This is a genomic window from Moraxella boevrei DSM 14165, from assembly GCF_000379845.1.
GTDB lineage: Bacteria > Pseudomonadota > Gammaproteobacteria > Pseudomonadales > Moraxellaceae > Faucicola > Faucicola boevrei.
Genome location: NZ_KB903810.1, coordinates 105,230 through 120,582, shown reverse-complemented (window position 1 = coordinate 120,582; position 15,353 = coordinate 105,230). Strand labels below are relative to the sequence as shown.

The window sequence follows — 15,353 nt, the reverse complement described above, 5'->3', positions numbered from 1 at the left end:
CTTGTTGGTCCCACCTGATCCCTTCCCGAACTCAGAAGTGAAACAACAATACGCCAATGATAGTGTGGTTCGCCCATGTGAAAGTAGGTCATCGTCAGCTCCCCCTATATCTACCCCCTTCAAATCTGAAGGGGGTTTCGTCTTTGGGGTGCTATAAACGAAACACAAATAAAAACATGGTAAAAACCATGTTTTGGAAAATAATTCATGAATACAGACTACTTGCCATGTCTTAATTTTGTCATCATTGCTTCTACTCACTAGATACGGTATTATCATGACTATTGCAAATCCTTTAAAACTAAAAAAGCGTGACCTGTTTAAACAAGCTAGCTTTATTGAAAACGAATTTAAAATTGCCACATCAGGCAAAGTCATTGATGTGTGTAATCCGTTTAATGGCGACTTTATCGGCAGTATTCCAAGCCTATCCAAAAGCGAAATTGAACACGCTGTTGGCTGTGCTGTTACTGCTCAGAAAGATTGGGCGAAAAAAACTGCCTTTGAGAGAGCCAAAATTCTGCACACATGGGCGGATTTGATTGACACGTACAAGGAAGATTTGGCGGTTATTATGACCACCGAGCAAGGTAAGCCCATTAAAGAAGCCCGTAGTGAGATTGATTATGCTAATAGCTACATTCGGTTTTTTGCCGAAGAAGGCAAACGCATCTACGGCGACACCCTGCCTGCCGATAAGGACGAGTTGCGATATATGGTGTTAAAACAGCCTGTTGGTGTGTGTGCGTGTATTACGCCATGGAATTTTCCGACTGCTATGTTTGCCCGTAAAGTTGCCCCTGCACTGGCATCAGGCTCGGTGATGCTGGTTAAACCTGCTAGCCAAACGCCGTTTTCTGCGTTAGCACTTGGGGTACTTGCCGTGCAAGCAGGACTACCAAAAGGCGTGTTTCAAGTTGTCACAGGCAAGGCAGACACGGTTGGACATGTGTTTACCAAAGATGAGCGTATTGCCAAATTTTCTTTTACAGGCTCAACCGAAGTTGGCAAAAATTTAATGGCACAATGTAGCGACACCGTGAAAAAAATCTCCATGGAACTCGGTGGCAATGCTCCATTCATCGTATTTGACGATGCGGATTTGGACAAGGCAACAGACGGATTGATTGCGTCAAAATACCGTAACGCAGGTCAGACCTGCGTGTGTGCCAACCGTGTTTATTTGCATAAAAATATTAAAGATGAATTTATTAAAATTTACAAGGAAAAAGTTGAAAAATTGGTGGTTGGTAATGGTTTGGACGAAAAAACTGACATCGGACCATTAATCAATCAAGATGCTATGGACAAAGCCCTAACACTGATGAAAGATGCGATAGATAAAGGGGCAACGCTTATCACAGGCGGTCAAATACACGACAGCTCAAAACTGTGCTTAACACCCACGATTTTGGACAATGTTAACGAAAATATGGACATGGCAAGCACCGAAATTTTTGCACCGATTACCGCCATTTATCAGTTTGATGATGAAAATGATGTGATACGTCGTGCCAATGATACGATTTTTGGCTTGGCGTGTTATTTTTATACCAATGATTTAGCACGTTCGTGGCGACTGTCGGAACAGTTGGAATATGGGATTGTTGGGCAAAATACAGGGCTAATTTCTAGCGCCGTTGCTCCATTTGGTGGGATTAAGCAGTCAGGTTTTGGGCGTGAAGGCTCAAAATATGGCATTGAAGATTATTTAAATGTGAAATATTGGGCGGTGAATGTGGGGTGATTTTACAATATAGTCAAAGAAATGAAAAAATGGTATATTTCCATTTGTGGTGTGAGCAATACCGTTTTGCAAGACGAAGCGTAGCGAAGTGGTCGGAACATAACGGAAACCAATCTTTCGAACATGCTCAGGGAGAACGGTTTCCGTATCAAAAATTAATTTCTTTTACTATCATTGTAAAAGTTTGACAAGTAAAAAATGCTAAATTTATTTAACAGTTTTTTGTTTGTTATTAACAATTTACATCAAGAAAAGATACGCCCACAATGCCACGATGATAATTGCCAGGACATTTAGTACCGCACCGACTCTCATCATATCACGTTGTGTTACGTCACCTGTTCCCATGACAATGGCATTTGGTGGAGTGGCGACAGGCATCATAAAGGCACAGCTTGCACCGATACCGATGATTAGTATCATCACTTCCACAGGCATACCCATTTGCACCGCAATCGTGGCAAATACAGGTACGAGCAGGGCGGCCGATGCGGTATTTGACGTAAACTCCGTCAACATAATGATAAAGGCAGACACCACCAAAATTACCATAAATTCAGGAGCAGATGAGAACGTATTGGCGATTTGTTCACCGAGTACCAAGGATGCACCCGATTTTTCCATAATCACACTTAACGTAATCCCACCACCGAACAACATCAACACGCCCCAATCTGTGCTATCGCTGACTTGTTTCCAGCTAACCAAACCTAAGCCAACCACCGCCACAGCAGCGGTTAACGCCACCACGGTATCAGGCGATTTAAAGCCAAAAGTTTCGCCCAATTGTTTGCCAAAAATCCATGAAACGGCTGCCAACACAAACACAAGAATTGTTAACACTCGTGGCAATGTCCACGGAATTGGCTGACTTTCTAGGCTAATACGGCGGTTTAAATTTGGACGTAGCACCAAATACATCGCCCCAAGCAAGGTTGGCAACAGCACAATCATCATTGGCAAACCAAACTTCATCCAACCTGCAAAATCCAATTCCAATGCTTTGGCGGCAATCGCATTTGGCGGTGAACCGACTAACGTGCCAAGCCCGCCAATACTAGCAGAATAGGCAATGCCAAGCAACACAAATACGTGAGTATTGCGGTCGGTAGTTTTGTCAACTTGGGTCAACATCCCCAACGCCAAGGGCAACATCATCGCCGCCGTCGCCGTGTTAGAAATCCACATGGACAAAAATGCGGTTACGCCGAAAATCATCGACACCGCCCCACCAAAATGTCCTTTTGACAAAGAAATCAACCACAACGCAATTTTTTTATCCAACTGCTGAACGTGTAAGGCAGTCGCCAACGCAAAGCCACCAAAAAACACAAAAATAATCGGGTCGGCAAAACTCACCAACGCTTTTTTGGTATCAAACTCAGGAAAACCTAGAAATACCGCCAAAATCGGCACAAGCAACGCCGTAATGGCAATATGTAATGCTTCGGTTAACCACAAAATCCCGACAAAACACAACAATGCCAAACCTTTGTTGACCGTTACATCATAGGGCAAGATCGTAAATAGCCCAAATGATACCAACCCTGCAATCAGAGTCAAAATTAGCCCACGTTTGTTTTGTTTTGGAATAGTTTCGGTAAAATCTACCAATTCATCATCACCAGGTGTATTTATTTCACTCATAGCCTATCCTTTTTTATCAATTTATGTTAACTCTTTGAAAACAATCAAAAAATAATTAACACCAGCCAAAAGACTGATAAGACTATTATAGAAAATAACACGCAAAAACACAAACTTACAATCTGCAAAAAAGTCGTAAATTTTGTAAGGTTTTGGCAAACTTATTGGAAATCTTGTTTTCGCTCAACGTTTAACCCATTTAACCCAATTTTTTTTTGTACCCAATAATGATACACATTGGCATAAGGGTCAGGGTCGGCAAGGTTGTTTGGGTTGATTCGCTCTTCTTGTGCTAACAAATTATGCCCCAAATGCCGACAAAAGTTGGGAATATCTCGGGTGGTAGCAGGGTCATTGGCAATAATATGAATGATGTCGCCTGCAGTGGCGGTGCGGATAGTTTTGTGTAATAGCATAATCGGCTCTGGACAGATAAGCCCAAGCGTGTCTAACTCATGGCTTACATCAAAGTGGTTCGTCGTGGTCATGAGAATGTTCCGTAGGTTGTTGTGATTGTAAAAAATTAAAAAAGCGTTTTAAGGTAGCCTTAAACATAAACGCCACGCCAATCCATGACGCAAACGCCACATAACTACTGATAAAAAACAAGCCAAACCCAACCGCCAAACAAGTGGCAATCATGCTTGGTTGGCTTAAGCGATAACGGTATAAAATAAATGCCACAAAACAAGACAATGGAATACTTAAGCCAATCACGCCATAAGGAATATAATAAAATCCTTGATAAATCAAGGTATTATCGTGAAATTTTGCCAAACTTTTTAACGTACCGAACATCAAAAAACTGGCAATCGCCACATAAATCAGATAAATGCTAAGTTGATTGGCTTTTTTGGTGGTGTTGATAATGGTAAGGACCGCAGGCGGGATAGTCTGACTCATAGATACGTTCCTTCGCCAGTTCGTAGCCAACTACCGAGCAAAATCGCCGAGGCGATGCTGTCAATGGGTTCACTTTCGCTCTTTATCAGCCCATATTCCCATGCCAAATTTTTGGCTTCACGACTGCTTAAGCGTTCATCAGCCACCACGACATCACAGCGATAGTGACTGGCTTGCAACTCGTGTTTGAGTCGTTTGGCAAATTTGTTGGCACGCAATCCCATGTGCGAAATCGTACCGTCCATATTCAGTGGTAAGCCGACCACAATGGTGTTTACTTGCCATTCTTGGATAAGGTTTAACAACGCTTGCCAATCAGGTTTGCCGTTGTTCATCGCAAATTGCATGAGCGGTTGGGCGGTTTGGGTTAAGGTATTGCCGAGCGAGATGCCCATTTTTGACACGCCAAAATCTAGCCCCATGATAGTTTGAATAGGTGTTTGAACCACATTTTCATTGTGAAGATTTGACATCATGCATATCCTATTTCGGTGCTAAAAATGTCGAAATTCACCCCTAATTTTTGGCAAACTTTCTCATAACGTTGTTCATACGGCGTATTAAACAAAATTTCACTATCCGCAGGGGCAACTAACCAATCGCCTTGTTCAATTTCATCTTCTAATTGCCCAACTCGCCAACGGCAATGCCCAAGACACAGCTCAACGTGTTGTACGCCATGCCCTGATGCGATATGTTGCAAAATATCTCGGCTCGTGGTGATACACACATTTTCCCGAATAATAAATGACGATGCCCACGCACCTTGCCCCGTGTGTAGCACAAATCCCACCTCAGGGCTAACAGGGCCACCTTTTAACGGAAAACGCTCGTGCAAATCAGCCATCGTCACTACCACGCCAAGCTCTTCAAACAGTTTAACAATGCGGTTATGGCGGTTAGGTTTATTAATCATTAAGCCCAAAATCCCTTGGCTATCATGGCGACACACATAAATGACGGCATTGGCAAAAATCCCTGTTGTAATATTCGGCGTGGCAAGCAAAAAATGATGGGTAAAATCAAAAATCGGTTTTTTCTTAGGTGTTAAAGGATAAAAATTGTTAAACATAAGTTAATATTTTCCAAAGAACGATAAGTTTATTTAAAAGATTTAATTAATTATTTCACCCATTTTGCCGATTTGTCAACAAACTGCGAGCGTGATCTAATGTGGTTTGGGTAATATTGACACCGCCTGACATTCTGGCTAATTCCTGCACTTGGGCATCATCGCTGATAATTTGTAAATGCGACTGGGCTTGTTCCTGTTGGGTTTTATACACCAAGATATGCTGGTGTGCTTGTGATGCAACTTGGGCTTGGTGGGTTATGGCAATAATTTGTTGCTCTTCGCCAAGTTCTCGTAACAACTCGCCCACCACTTGAGCCGTGCCACCACTAATCCCCACATCTACCTCATCAAAAACCAACAATTGTTTGGTTGAGTTAGGAGTTGGTGTGTTGTTTTGTTCTTTTTGATAACGACAAATCCCTTGTGCATCAATCACTTGCATCACTAATGCTAATCGAGATAATTCACCGCCTGAAGCGATTTTGTGAATCGGTTGCAACGGCATACCGACATTGGCACTAAACAAAAGTTCAATATTTGACAGACCAAAACTTTGTGGTTTTTCCAAGGTTTCAAAACAAAATTTGGCCTGCACATTGGGCAATGCCAATAATCTTAACCGCTCAACCAACACCGTTGCGAGTTTTTCAGCGTGCTGTTGGCGAACATCGTCTAGCTGTTTTGCCAAAGTTAGATACGCTTGATAGGCCCGTTCAATCTCTTCTGCCAAGGCTTCAGGCGACATCACGGCGGTTAATTCATCTAACTGGTTTTGCCAATCTGCACTATCTACCAACAATTGTTCAGGTGTGGTCTGATATTTGCGTGCCAAACGGTGAAAAGTAGACAACTGTTCGTCAAGTTCTGCTAAGCGTTCAGGGTCAAGGCTTTGCTCTTCGCCATAATCGGCAAGGCTACTGCTGACATCGCTTAGAATACTTTGAGCTTGGTATAATTGCTCTACACAGTCGGCATAAGTTTGGCTAATATCGGCTTGATTTTCGCACAGTTTAATCACACGGCTCAATAATGACATAATTGCAGGCTCGTCGCTGTCATTATCCAATAGTTGTAAAGAAATAGCTGCTTGTTGCATCAAATTTTCCAGATTAGATAATTCATCATATTCTGCTTCAAGCTGTTGATAGTTAATCTGTGCAATTGGTTCAATATCGGCTAGTTGATTTTCTAAAAGCTGGATTTGTTGTCGGCGTAATTGTTCATCTTTGGCAAGGCGTTCTGCTTGGGATTTGAGTTTATCATAGTGCAAAAATGCGTGGTGAACGGATGTGGCCAGTGAATTTAAGCCTGTGGCACTGTCTAGCCATTCCATGACAAATTGCGGACGTAATAGGCTATGTTGGGCGTGCTGACTGTGAATATTTACTAACAAATTACCCAGTGTTTTTAATTCACTCATGCTAATTGGTGAGCCATTGAGCCATACTTTACTGCGTACTGTGCCATTTTGTTGGCTTAATTGACGGCGAATTAACAGACAATTGTCATCTATTTCGTAGTTTTGGGCGTGTAACCATGCTTTTGCATTGGGTAATTGACTTAGGTCAAACTCGGCAAAGGCTTCGGCACTGGTTTTGCCATGACGGATAAGCCCTGCATCGGTACGTCCACCCAGGCAAAGTTGCAACGCATCTAGCAGTAAAGATTTTCCTGCCCCTGTTTCACCTGTAATTACGTTAAAGCCTTGGTGCATCTGTATTTCGGCGTGTTCCACCAGTGCCAAATTTTGTAAAGTCAGTTGGGTAAGCATACACATTTTTCCATGATTTGCCAATAAATAATCTGCCAATGAAGCGATATTTTACCATTTTTAAGCAAACTTTTAACCTTTTATCACAATAAATTTTAGCCAAGTGGAAAACTTACAATTTTTTGTGTAAAAAACAAATTTTCATCAACTATTTTTTTCAAAATTATGGTAAGATAAACCATCTTACTTATCGTGTTAAAGTCTAATTGTTAGGAAAATATCATGACTTCATCTAGCCGTTTTGACCATGTGTCGGTAGAAAAAATTGCCAATGTTTACTACGAAGGTCGTACCTTTAGCCGTACGGTATGGTTTGAAGATGGTCGCAAAAAAATGCTTGGCATCGTGATGCCCTGTGATAACGAAATTACCGAATACGAATTTAAAACCGAAACCTCAGAACGCATTGAAATCCTAGCGGGTGAATGCGAAGTCAAACGGGCGGGCGAGAGCGAATATAGTTATTACCGTGCAGGACAGGCATTTTTGGTAGAAGGGCATAGCAGTTACGTGATGAAAAACGAAGCGGTTGTACAATACATCTGTCATTTTGAAGGATAATTAAATTAATCGTTAAAAATTTTTGCTAAAAAATTGGAAAACATATGGCAAAACCTGTGTATTATTATGGTACTCATGCGGTACACGCAATCTTAGAACAACGTGGTATTGACGGACTAAATTTATTTGTCCAAGACAATAAACAAGATGGCAAAACCGATAAAACCGTACAAAAAATTTTGGAACTTGCCAAAAATTATGGCATTGGCGTGCAGTTTTCTGCTAAGGACAAGCTCACCAAACTTGCCGAAAGCCCACAACACCAAGGCATCGTACTACAGGCTCGCCCTGCTGAGGTCGCTGATGAAGGCGATTTAACCCAACTGATTGAACAATTTAAACAACAAAATAAAGCGATTTTGTTGTTAATCCTTGACCAAATTACTGACCCAAACAATCTCGGTGCTTGTCTAAGAACTGCCGTGGCAATGGGCGTATCGGCGGTAATTATTCCCAAAAATCACAGCTCTAGCATTACCCCTGCGGTGGCAAAAGTGGCGGTCGGTGCGACGGAATTAATTCCATTTATCCAAGTGACCAACCTTGCCCGTACCCTAAATGATATCAAAAAACAGGGAATTTTCGTGTATGGCACAGCATTGGACGACACGGCAAAATCGATGCAACAGATTGATTTAACAGGGAATGTGGCGATTGTCATGGGCTCAGAAGGCGATGGTATTCGCCGATTGACGGCGGATACATGCGACCAACTCGTGTATATTCCGATGTCGGGCAATGAACAGGGGGTTATCCAAAGTCTGAATGTCAGCGTGGCAACGGGTATGATGTTGTATGAAGCCAGTCGTCAGCGGAGCTAAACCATGACCGCCTATATTTTGGACACCGAAGCCCACGCTCTCAAAGACCCCCACGCCACCGAAATCGCCTACATCAAAGTCGGTTTTGGTGAGACAGGTTTGGCATATCTTGAAGCCAAAGCCTTTGAGCAACGCTATAACCCACAACAAAAGATTAGCTACGGCAGTATGGCAATCACACGGATTTTTGACGAAGACGTTGCCAATATGCCACCGCATACTGATTTTGTGTTGCCTGACGACTGCCAATATCTGATCGGACATCATATTGATTTTGACTGTGAAGTATTAGCTAATGCTAAATGTGACTTAAGTCCAACTAAACGGATCTGTACCCTAGCCTTGGCACGTTTTTGTTATCCTGACTTAGATAGTCATACGCTTGGGGCATTGCTTTGCTATTTATATCCAGAGATTGCCAAAAAAAATCTGTCTTACGCACATGGAGCAAAGTATGATATTTGGTTTACTTTTTTGGTTTTAAAAAGTATGTGCCAAAAACTGGGCATTGACAATATCGCTAAGTTATATCAGATGAGTGAAACCGCTCGTAAACCCACGCACATGACTTTTGGTAAGTATAAAGGCACAGCAATTGTGGATTTGCCAAGTGATTATGTGGATTGGTTACTCAAACAGTCCGAGATTGATGCTTATTTAAAATTAGCCTTAGAAAGCCTTTAAGTTGGCTTTTTGCTCAACCTTTTCACTTTTTTAAGTTTGGCATGATTGAGTTCTGTTAATAATTGCGATTGACTGCGATACGGTACAAGCCCAGACGGCACAAAGTTTTTGGCACGTTCAAAATGGGTCAATGAATCGTCAAAAAAGATATGCGGTTTAAAGGTTTTTAACACGTTGGTTTTTTCCAACCCACCCAAAAAAAATGCCAAATCCACATTAACCCCCCAATTTCGCAAGGTTTTAATCGCTCGCATATCGGCAGGGGCATTGCGAGCAGTAACGAGTGCAATCTGAATAGGTTGGTATTTGGGTTTTGATGGCAAGCGTTTTTGTAAATTGGACAATTTGATTAAAAAATCGGCATACGGACCTTTGTTCATCGGTGTATCGCTCATTTTGGCTTCTCGTTCGTGAAATGCCTGTAGACCATGCTGTTGGTAAATTAACTCGCCAGATTCGTCAAACAATACCGCATCGCCATCAAAAGCAATACGGAGTTGGTCAGTGTCAAGCTCGGTCATGTCAATCGGCGGTGCATCTAAAATCGCACAAGCACACACCCCTGCATCGGTCACTTTTTGGGCATCGCTGTGGTTGGTGGTTAAAAACAAATCCACGTTAAAATCCGCCACATAATCTGCCACGCCTTCACCAGATGTAAACGCCGAGCGAGTAATTGGCAACCCATGCGAGCGAATGGCGTTTAACACTTGAATGCCTGTATCAGGGCTGTTTTTGGACATAATCACCACCTCCACCAGCGGAGCAATCGTGGTATCTTTGCTTTCCACTTGCGGTAAATGTTTGTTAATATTGAGTAACGCCTTAATCAAATGATACCCCGTCCCTGTCTGTAACGGCTCATTCTCATGCTCAATCATATAGGCACGAAATTTCTCCACTGCTGTGTTAGGGTCATCGCGAATCGCTTGTTGAAAAAAGTTTTCAGATGCTGTTAAATCAAATAATGCTGTTGCTGAAATACCGACAATCAATGTCTGTGAAAAATCCACCGCCATGTTTTTCCCCAATTTATCCTAAAAATTTACTTAAAAAAGTCCAATTATACGCCAAAACAGGCAAAAAATTGTTGTTTTATTGCTAAAAGATTGATTAGCAATGATGAATATCAATTAGTTTTTTACTTTGGTGTTTGAATAAAAAAATGACTAACAATTGACACTATTTGTTCGTTGGTTTTATGCAGATGGCGGAGTGTTTGCTGTGGATAATAAACGAGACAATTGCTTGAATTAATTTTTGTCAAAATTCTGTGTAAATGTTAAAAATGAGTTTAGTAATTCTTTTGATGAGCCGTCAAATAACCAAATAAACGCACACATTAAATACAAACACAAAGACGGCAAAAAATTAGCGTCTCGCATAAAGCCCACCACTTCGGGATTTTTAATACACCAATATAGCCAATAAACGCCGTCCACCGAAAACCATAAACCAAAAATTGCTAAAATAATTAACCAAAAGGTGCGAAAATGTTTATAAAAAATCACACGACTGGTAATGGGCGAAAAAAGATAAGTGCTAATCGCCATTATAAAACTGATATTAAAATCCCACTCAATCGCTTGTTCTATTAACGAGCCAATTAACAAAATCCCAATACCACAAGCAAGGCTAAATAGTTTCCTCGCTCGTAGATAGTCTTTTAATGATACAATTTTCATAAATTTTTCTCAATTTTTAATAAAAATTTTATAAAAATAAAAATTTTATAAAATTGTCAAATTTAAGGCATTGTTCATCAATTATTTTTAAGCCAAAGATTTTCATTGAGTAACAACTCATTTTTTTGTCAATCCTATATTTTACACCATATATCAAATTATCCCCCATTATACCCCAAAACCCCCACCATTTACCGCTTTGTCCACCTTTTTTTAGCCCCAAAAACCTGCTATAATACCGCCTCTACCCAAAGCACTTAGGGCGTACCAAACCTTTATAACACTTCTTAAAAAAATAGAAATGCTGAAAAATAAAAATTTCGTTTTTGCATTAAAAATGGCTAAATCTTGTTTTTAATCGCAAATACAAAAGTTTGGTACGCCCTGTATGTGCTTTTTTGTCTTTTGAATTTAAATCCACTGGTAGCGGTCACATATTTGATGGTAGCAAATATCACTGCCAACGCCAATTTTAGGAGCCTTTTATGGTCGCAATCACTCTTCCCAATGGCGATGTTAAGCATTTTGACGGCACAACCACCGTTATGGACATCGCAAAGTCTATCGGAGCAGGACTTGCCAAAGCCACCGTTGCAGGCAAAGTTAATGGTAAACTTGTGGACGCCTGTGACCCAATCACCACGGACGCCACCGTACAAATCATCACACCAAAGGATAGCGAGGGTGTGGAGATTATCCGCCACAGCTGTGCCCACCTTTTGGGACACGCGGTCAAACAACTGTTCCCCGAAGTCAAAATGGTCATCGGGCCTGTGATTGAAGACGGCTTTTATTATGACATTTATAGCGACAAACCCTTTACCCAAGACGATATGGCAACGATTGAAGCTCGTATGATAGAGCTTATCAATCAAGACTACGATGTCATCAAAAAAATGACCCCAAGAGAGGAAGTCATTGAAGTCTTTAAGGCTCGTGGCGAAGAATACAAACTACGCTTGATTGACGATATGCCAGACGAAACCGCAATGGGGCTATATTATCATCAAGAATACATTGATATGTGTCGCGGGCCGCACGTGCCGAACACTCGCTTTTTAAAGGCGTTTAAGCTGACCAAAATGAGCGGTGCATACTGGCGAGGCGATGCCAAAAATGAACAACTCCAACGCATTTATGGCACGGCGTGGGCGGACAAAAAAGAGCTACAAGCCTACATCAAACGCATTGAAGAAGCCGAAAAAAGAGACCACCGCAAAATCGGTAAGGCCTTGAATTTGTTCCATTTGCAAGAAGAAGCCCCTGGCATGGTGTTTTGGCACCCCAACGGCTGGACGGTGTGGCAAGTGCTTGAACAATATATGCGTAAAGTCCAAAAAGACAACGGCTACCTTGAAATCAAAACCCCACAAGTCGTGGACAGAAGTCTGTGGGAAAAATCTGGGCATTGGGAAAATTATGGCGATATGATGTTTACCACATCAAGTGAGAAACGCGACTATGCCGTCAAGCCAATGAACTGCCCTTGCCACGTACAAGTCTTTAATCAAGGCTTAAAGTCGTATCGTGATTTGCCTCTACGCCTAGCCGAATTTGGCTCGTGCCACCGCAACGAACCGTCAGGCTCCTTGCACGGCATTATGCGGGTGCGTGGCTTTGTGCAGGACGATGCCCATATTTTCTGCTCGCACGAACAAATCCGAGACGAAGCCCAAGCCTTTATTAAGCTCACCTTACAAGTTTATAAAGATTTTGGCTTTGATGAAGTGCAAATGAAACTCTCCACCCGCCCCGAAAAACGAGTCGGTGCAGACGAGCTGTGGGACGATGCCGAAAAAGCCCTAGCGGACGCTTTGGACACCGCAGGGCTTGCGTGGGAGCTACAAGCAGGCGAAGGGGCGTTTTATGGCCCGAAAATTGAATTTAGCCTAAAAGACTGCTTGGGGCGTGTCTGGCAATGTGGCACACTACAACTGGATTTTAATTTGCCAGAGCGACTTGGGGCAGAATACATCAGCGAAACAGGCGAGCGAGTGCGTCCTGTGATGCTCCACCGTGCGATTTTGGGGTCGTTTGAACGCTTTATTGGTATTTTGATTGAGCATTATGCAGGTTGGTTCCCTGCGTGGCTCGCCCCAGAGCAGGTTGTGGTAATGAACATTACCGACAAACAGGCGGACGCAGTAGAAAGCACCGTGAAAGCCTTGCAAAATCAAGGATTTAGAGCGATTAGCGATTTACGAAACGAAAAAATCGGCTTTAAAATCCGTGAACGCACCCTTGAACGCATTCCCTTTATGCTCGTTTTGGGCGATAAAGAAGTGGAAAGTGGCACGGTCAATGTCCGCACCCGTGAAGGCGAGAACTTGGGCAGTATGTCGCTTGATGACTTTATGGCGGTGCTGGATACAGCGATTGATAAAAAGGGGCGGGTTGAGCCAAAAAGTGAGTGATTTTTAAATTAAAAAAATCCATTCAATCAATTGAGTGGATTTTTTATTTCAATTAAGTTATGATGTTAAAAATGGTTTTTAGGAAAAATTATGAAAATTTTTAAAATTTTAGCAGTTTGTGCATTGGTGGTGGTAAGCGGTCAAAGTTTTGCCAAACCGCCCAAAGACATAGAAATCAAATTTAAAAAGGGTGATTATTGTGCTACCTATGAAATTGACACCCGTAGCACGCTTCACATTTATTTAAACAAAAATCAAACATTTACAATTGACTTAATTGCAGGCATTGCAAAACCCTACCTCACCAATAGCAAAGGTGATGGCGTTGAATTTGATTATAGCAAAGTATACAGTCAAAAATACGACATTAAGCAAGCACAATGGAAATATCATATTGCAAACAAGGGAAAATACACAATTGGATTTGACATACCACACGACAGCCATACTTATGCCGAACTTGAATTTTGTGCTTATTGATTTTTTTAAATCCATTCAAGAAATTGAGTGGATTTTTTAAAAATTTTAAAAAATCGTTTTTTTGGTTTTTTAAGATATAATTTCTACAACCCATGTTAATACTAAGGATATTTTATGAAAACATTTAAAGTTTCAGCCTTTTGTGCGTTTATGGTGCTTAGTGGTCAAACTTTTGCCAAACCCATAAAATCAGAAGTTACCCCAATTGTTTTTGCAAAGGGAAGTCATTGTGGCAGTTTTAGTGGCGATATTGGCAATCGTCAATTCACACTTTATCTTAATCAATCCCAAGTGCTTGAAATTTTAATGGATGATGTTAGAGATATTTTCCCGATTGTCAAAAATTCAAAAAATAAAATAGTCCTTGATGAAGATCACCCACATTCAGAATATGTTGGTTATGCTTATTTTATTGAAACAAAAGGCAAACATACCATTACCTTTAAAACAGATAGGGAATATAAAGCAAATCCTTATACAAAGGTTGAGTTTTGTGCGTATTAATTTTAATCTAGTTGGATAAAATTGTAGCAATCTAAGAATTTTATTTTTAAAGGAAATTAATATGAAGTTCAAAGCTTTATTAACGATAACAGGTATCGCTTTAGCAACCACTTTACCAATTTCAGCATTTGCTGAAACCTGTTTAGTTGCCGATTCGTCTGGTACACCGTTAAAATACCGCTCAGCTCCCTATGGTAAAGTACTAGGTACTTTAAAAAATGGCACTTATGTATATATTACCGAATGGAAATATGATAGCAACGGAAAACCTTGGGTTAGAGCCTTTAGACATTCTGATGATAAATATTTGGGTTGGGTTTATTATGATTATTTAAGCTGTAATGAATAATTATATTTATTTTTAACAAAAAAGACGAATGCAAGATTGTGTTTTTAGCAAAACCACCTTGTAACTTAGCCAAAATTCAAGTACAATAAAGTTTTATATTTTATGGAGTAAGACCTATTAAACCGTCAAACCGTTTAAACATCAATGAAGACATCCGTGCCAAAGAAGTCCGCTTAGTAAAAGCTGACGGCGAACAAGCAGGCGTGGTTGATTTAAAAACCGCTTTAGCAACCGCTCGTGAAGCGAACCTTGACTTGGTTGAAATCGTTGCCGGTGCCAAACCACCTGTCTGTAAAGTGATGGATTACAAAAAATATCTATACGAGCAAAAGCAGAAAGCCAAAGAAGCTAAAAAGAACCAAAAACAGACCCAGTTAAAAGAAATCAAACTGCGTCCAGGTACAGAAGAAGCGGATTATCAAGTTAAACTACGCAAAATCATAGAGTTTTTGCAAGAACAAGACAAAGTCAAAGTATCTATTCGCTTTCGTGGGCGTGAAATGGCTCACCAACAAATTGGGTTACAACAGCTTGAGCGGATTATTGAGGACACGACCGAATACGGTAATGTGGAACAAGCCCCGAAGGTTGAAGGTCGCCAAATGGGGATGTTACTTGGACCTACCAAGAAAAAATAAAATCATTTTTATTTTTGATAAAAATCAATTAAAAGGTGGACCTTTCCACCTTTTTTATTTGAGCTTTTAAAGAT

At 41.1% G+C, this 15,353-nt stretch carries 17 protein-coding genes and 1 rRNA gene; 10 read left to right on the top strand and 8 right to left on the bottom strand.

Annotation, left to right across the window (positions count from 1 at the left end; translation table 11 throughout):
- Positions 1-100 (top strand): 5S ribosomal RNA (rrf, locus tag A3G3_RS0111650); the annotation flags it as partial.
- 177 nt (positions 101-277) lie between these two features.
- The gene (locus tag A3G3_RS0111645) at positions 278-1,747 is read left to right on the top strand and encodes an NAD-dependent succinate-semialdehyde dehydrogenase (protein WP_019520701.1); all 1,470 of its coding nucleotides are present in this window, start codon (positions 278-280) and stop codon (positions 1,745-1,747) included.
- A gap of 240 nt (positions 1,748-1,987) precedes the next feature.
- Here A3G3_RS0111645 and A3G3_RS0111640 read toward each other — a convergent pair whose 3' ends face one another.
- The 6 genes from A3G3_RS0111640 to recN all read right to left on the bottom strand — a co-directional run bounded on the left by A3G3_RS0111640 (position 1,988) and on the right by recN (position 7,143).
- Positions 1,988-3,394, bottom strand: a complete 1,407-nt coding sequence (locus A3G3_RS0111640) for an SLC13 family permease (RefSeq protein WP_019520700.1) — start codon at positions 3,392-3,394, stop codon at positions 1,988-1,990.
- Between the two features lie 161 nt (positions 3,395-3,555).
- Positions 3,556-3,882: a sulfurtransferase TusA gene (gene tusA / locus A3G3_RS14150; RefSeq protein ID WP_019520699.1), complete on the bottom strand. Its 327-nt coding sequence runs from the start codon at positions 3,880-3,882 to the stop codon at positions 3,556-3,558.
- Entirely contained in the window at positions 3,860-4,297 is a 438-nt protein-coding gene (locus tag A3G3_RS0111630; protein ID WP_019520698.1) for a hypothetical protein, read from the bottom strand. The genes tusA and A3G3_RS0111630 overlap by 23 nt, the downstream gene beginning before the upstream one ends.
- Positions 4,294-4,770: a Holliday junction resolvase RuvX gene (ruvX, locus tag A3G3_RS0111625; RefSeq protein WP_156802167.1), complete on the bottom strand. Its 477-nt coding sequence runs from the start codon at positions 4,768-4,770 to the stop codon at positions 4,294-4,296. The genes A3G3_RS0111630 and ruvX overlap by 4 nt, the downstream gene beginning before the upstream one ends.
- Positions 4,770-5,369, bottom strand: a complete 600-nt coding sequence (locus A3G3_RS0111620; RefSeq protein WP_019520696.1) for a YqgE/AlgH family protein — start codon at positions 5,367-5,369, stop codon at positions 4,770-4,772. The genes ruvX and A3G3_RS0111620 overlap by 1 nt, the downstream gene beginning before the upstream one ends.
- Before the next feature lie 55 nt (positions 5,370-5,424).
- Positions 5,425-7,143 carry a DNA repair protein RecN gene (gene recN / locus A3G3_RS0111615; protein WP_019520695.1) on the bottom strand — a complete coding sequence of 573 codons (1,719 nt, stop codon included), beginning with the start codon at positions 7,141-7,143 and terminating at the stop codon, positions 5,425-5,427.
- A 222-nt stretch (positions 7,144-7,365) separates the two neighbouring features.
- Here recN and ppnP point away from each other — a divergent pair, with 222 nt between their 5' ends.
- The 3 genes from ppnP to A3G3_RS0111600 are packed head-to-tail and all read left to right on the top strand — an operon-like array spanning position 7,366 to position 9,209.
- Complete coding sequence (gene ppnP / locus A3G3_RS0111610) at positions 7,366-7,704, top strand: pyrimidine/purine nucleoside phosphorylase (protein WP_019520694.1); 339 nt, start codon at positions 7,366-7,368, stop codon at positions 7,702-7,704.
- Positions 7,705-7,748: 44 nt separating this feature from the next.
- The gene (gene rlmB, locus A3G3_RS0111605) at positions 7,749-8,525 is read left to right on the top strand and encodes a 23S rRNA (guanosine(2251)-2'-O)-methyltransferase RlmB (protein WP_019520693.1); all 777 of its coding nucleotides are present in this window, start codon (positions 7,749-7,751) and stop codon (positions 8,523-8,525) included.
- Positions 8,526-8,528: 3 nt separating this feature from the next.
- Positions 8,529-9,209: a putative quorum-sensing-regulated virulence factor gene (locus tag A3G3_RS0111600; RefSeq protein ID WP_019520692.1), complete on the top strand. Its 681-nt coding sequence runs from the start codon at positions 8,529-8,531 to the stop codon at positions 9,207-9,209.
- Here A3G3_RS0111600 and A3G3_RS0111595 read toward each other — a convergent pair.
- The gene (locus A3G3_RS0111595; RefSeq protein ID WP_019520691.1) at positions 9,206-10,228 is read right to left on the bottom strand and encodes a 5'-nucleotidase; all 1,023 of its coding nucleotides are present in this window, start codon (positions 10,226-10,228) and stop codon (positions 9,206-9,208) included. The two genes, A3G3_RS0111600 and A3G3_RS0111595, sit on opposite strands and share 4 nt — an antisense overlap.
- A 234-nt stretch (positions 10,229-10,462) precedes the next feature.
- A complete protein-coding gene (locus A3G3_RS0111590) occupies positions 10,463-10,894 on the bottom strand; it encodes a hypothetical protein (protein ID WP_019520690.1) in 432 nt (143 codons plus the stop codon).
- 485 nt (positions 10,895-11,379) lie between these two features.
- On the opposite strand from A3G3_RS0111590, the gene thrS reads away from it, so the two are divergent.
- The 5 genes from thrS to infC all read left to right on the top strand — a co-directional run bounded on the left by thrS (position 11,380) and on the right by infC (position 15,279).
- A complete protein-coding gene (gene thrS / locus A3G3_RS0111580; RefSeq protein WP_019520688.1) occupies positions 11,380-13,308 on the top strand; it encodes a threonine--tRNA ligase in 1,929 nt (642 codons plus the stop codon).
- Between the two features lie 90 nt (positions 13,309-13,398).
- Positions 13,399-13,788: a hypothetical protein gene (locus A3G3_RS0111575; protein ID WP_019520687.1), complete on the top strand. Its 390-nt coding sequence runs from the start codon at positions 13,399-13,401 to the stop codon at positions 13,786-13,788.
- 114 nt (positions 13,789-13,902) lie between these two features.
- Positions 13,903-14,292: a hypothetical protein gene (locus A3G3_RS14145; protein WP_019520686.1), complete on the top strand. Its 390-nt coding sequence runs from the start codon at positions 13,903-13,905 to the stop codon at positions 14,290-14,292.
- Positions 14,293-14,353: 61 nt separating this feature from the next.
- Positions 14,354-14,641, top strand: a complete 288-nt coding sequence (locus A3G3_RS0111565) for an SH3 domain-containing protein (RefSeq protein ID WP_019520685.1) — start codon at positions 14,354-14,356, stop codon at positions 14,639-14,641.
- Between the two features lie 140 nt (positions 14,642-14,781).
- Positions 14,782-15,279 carry a translation initiation factor IF-3 gene (infC, locus tag A3G3_RS0111560; RefSeq protein WP_051076945.1) on the top strand — a complete coding sequence of 166 codons (498 nt, stop codon included), beginning with the start codon at positions 14,782-14,784 and terminating at the stop codon, positions 15,277-15,279.
- Positions 15,280-15,353: the final 74 nt, after the last annotated feature.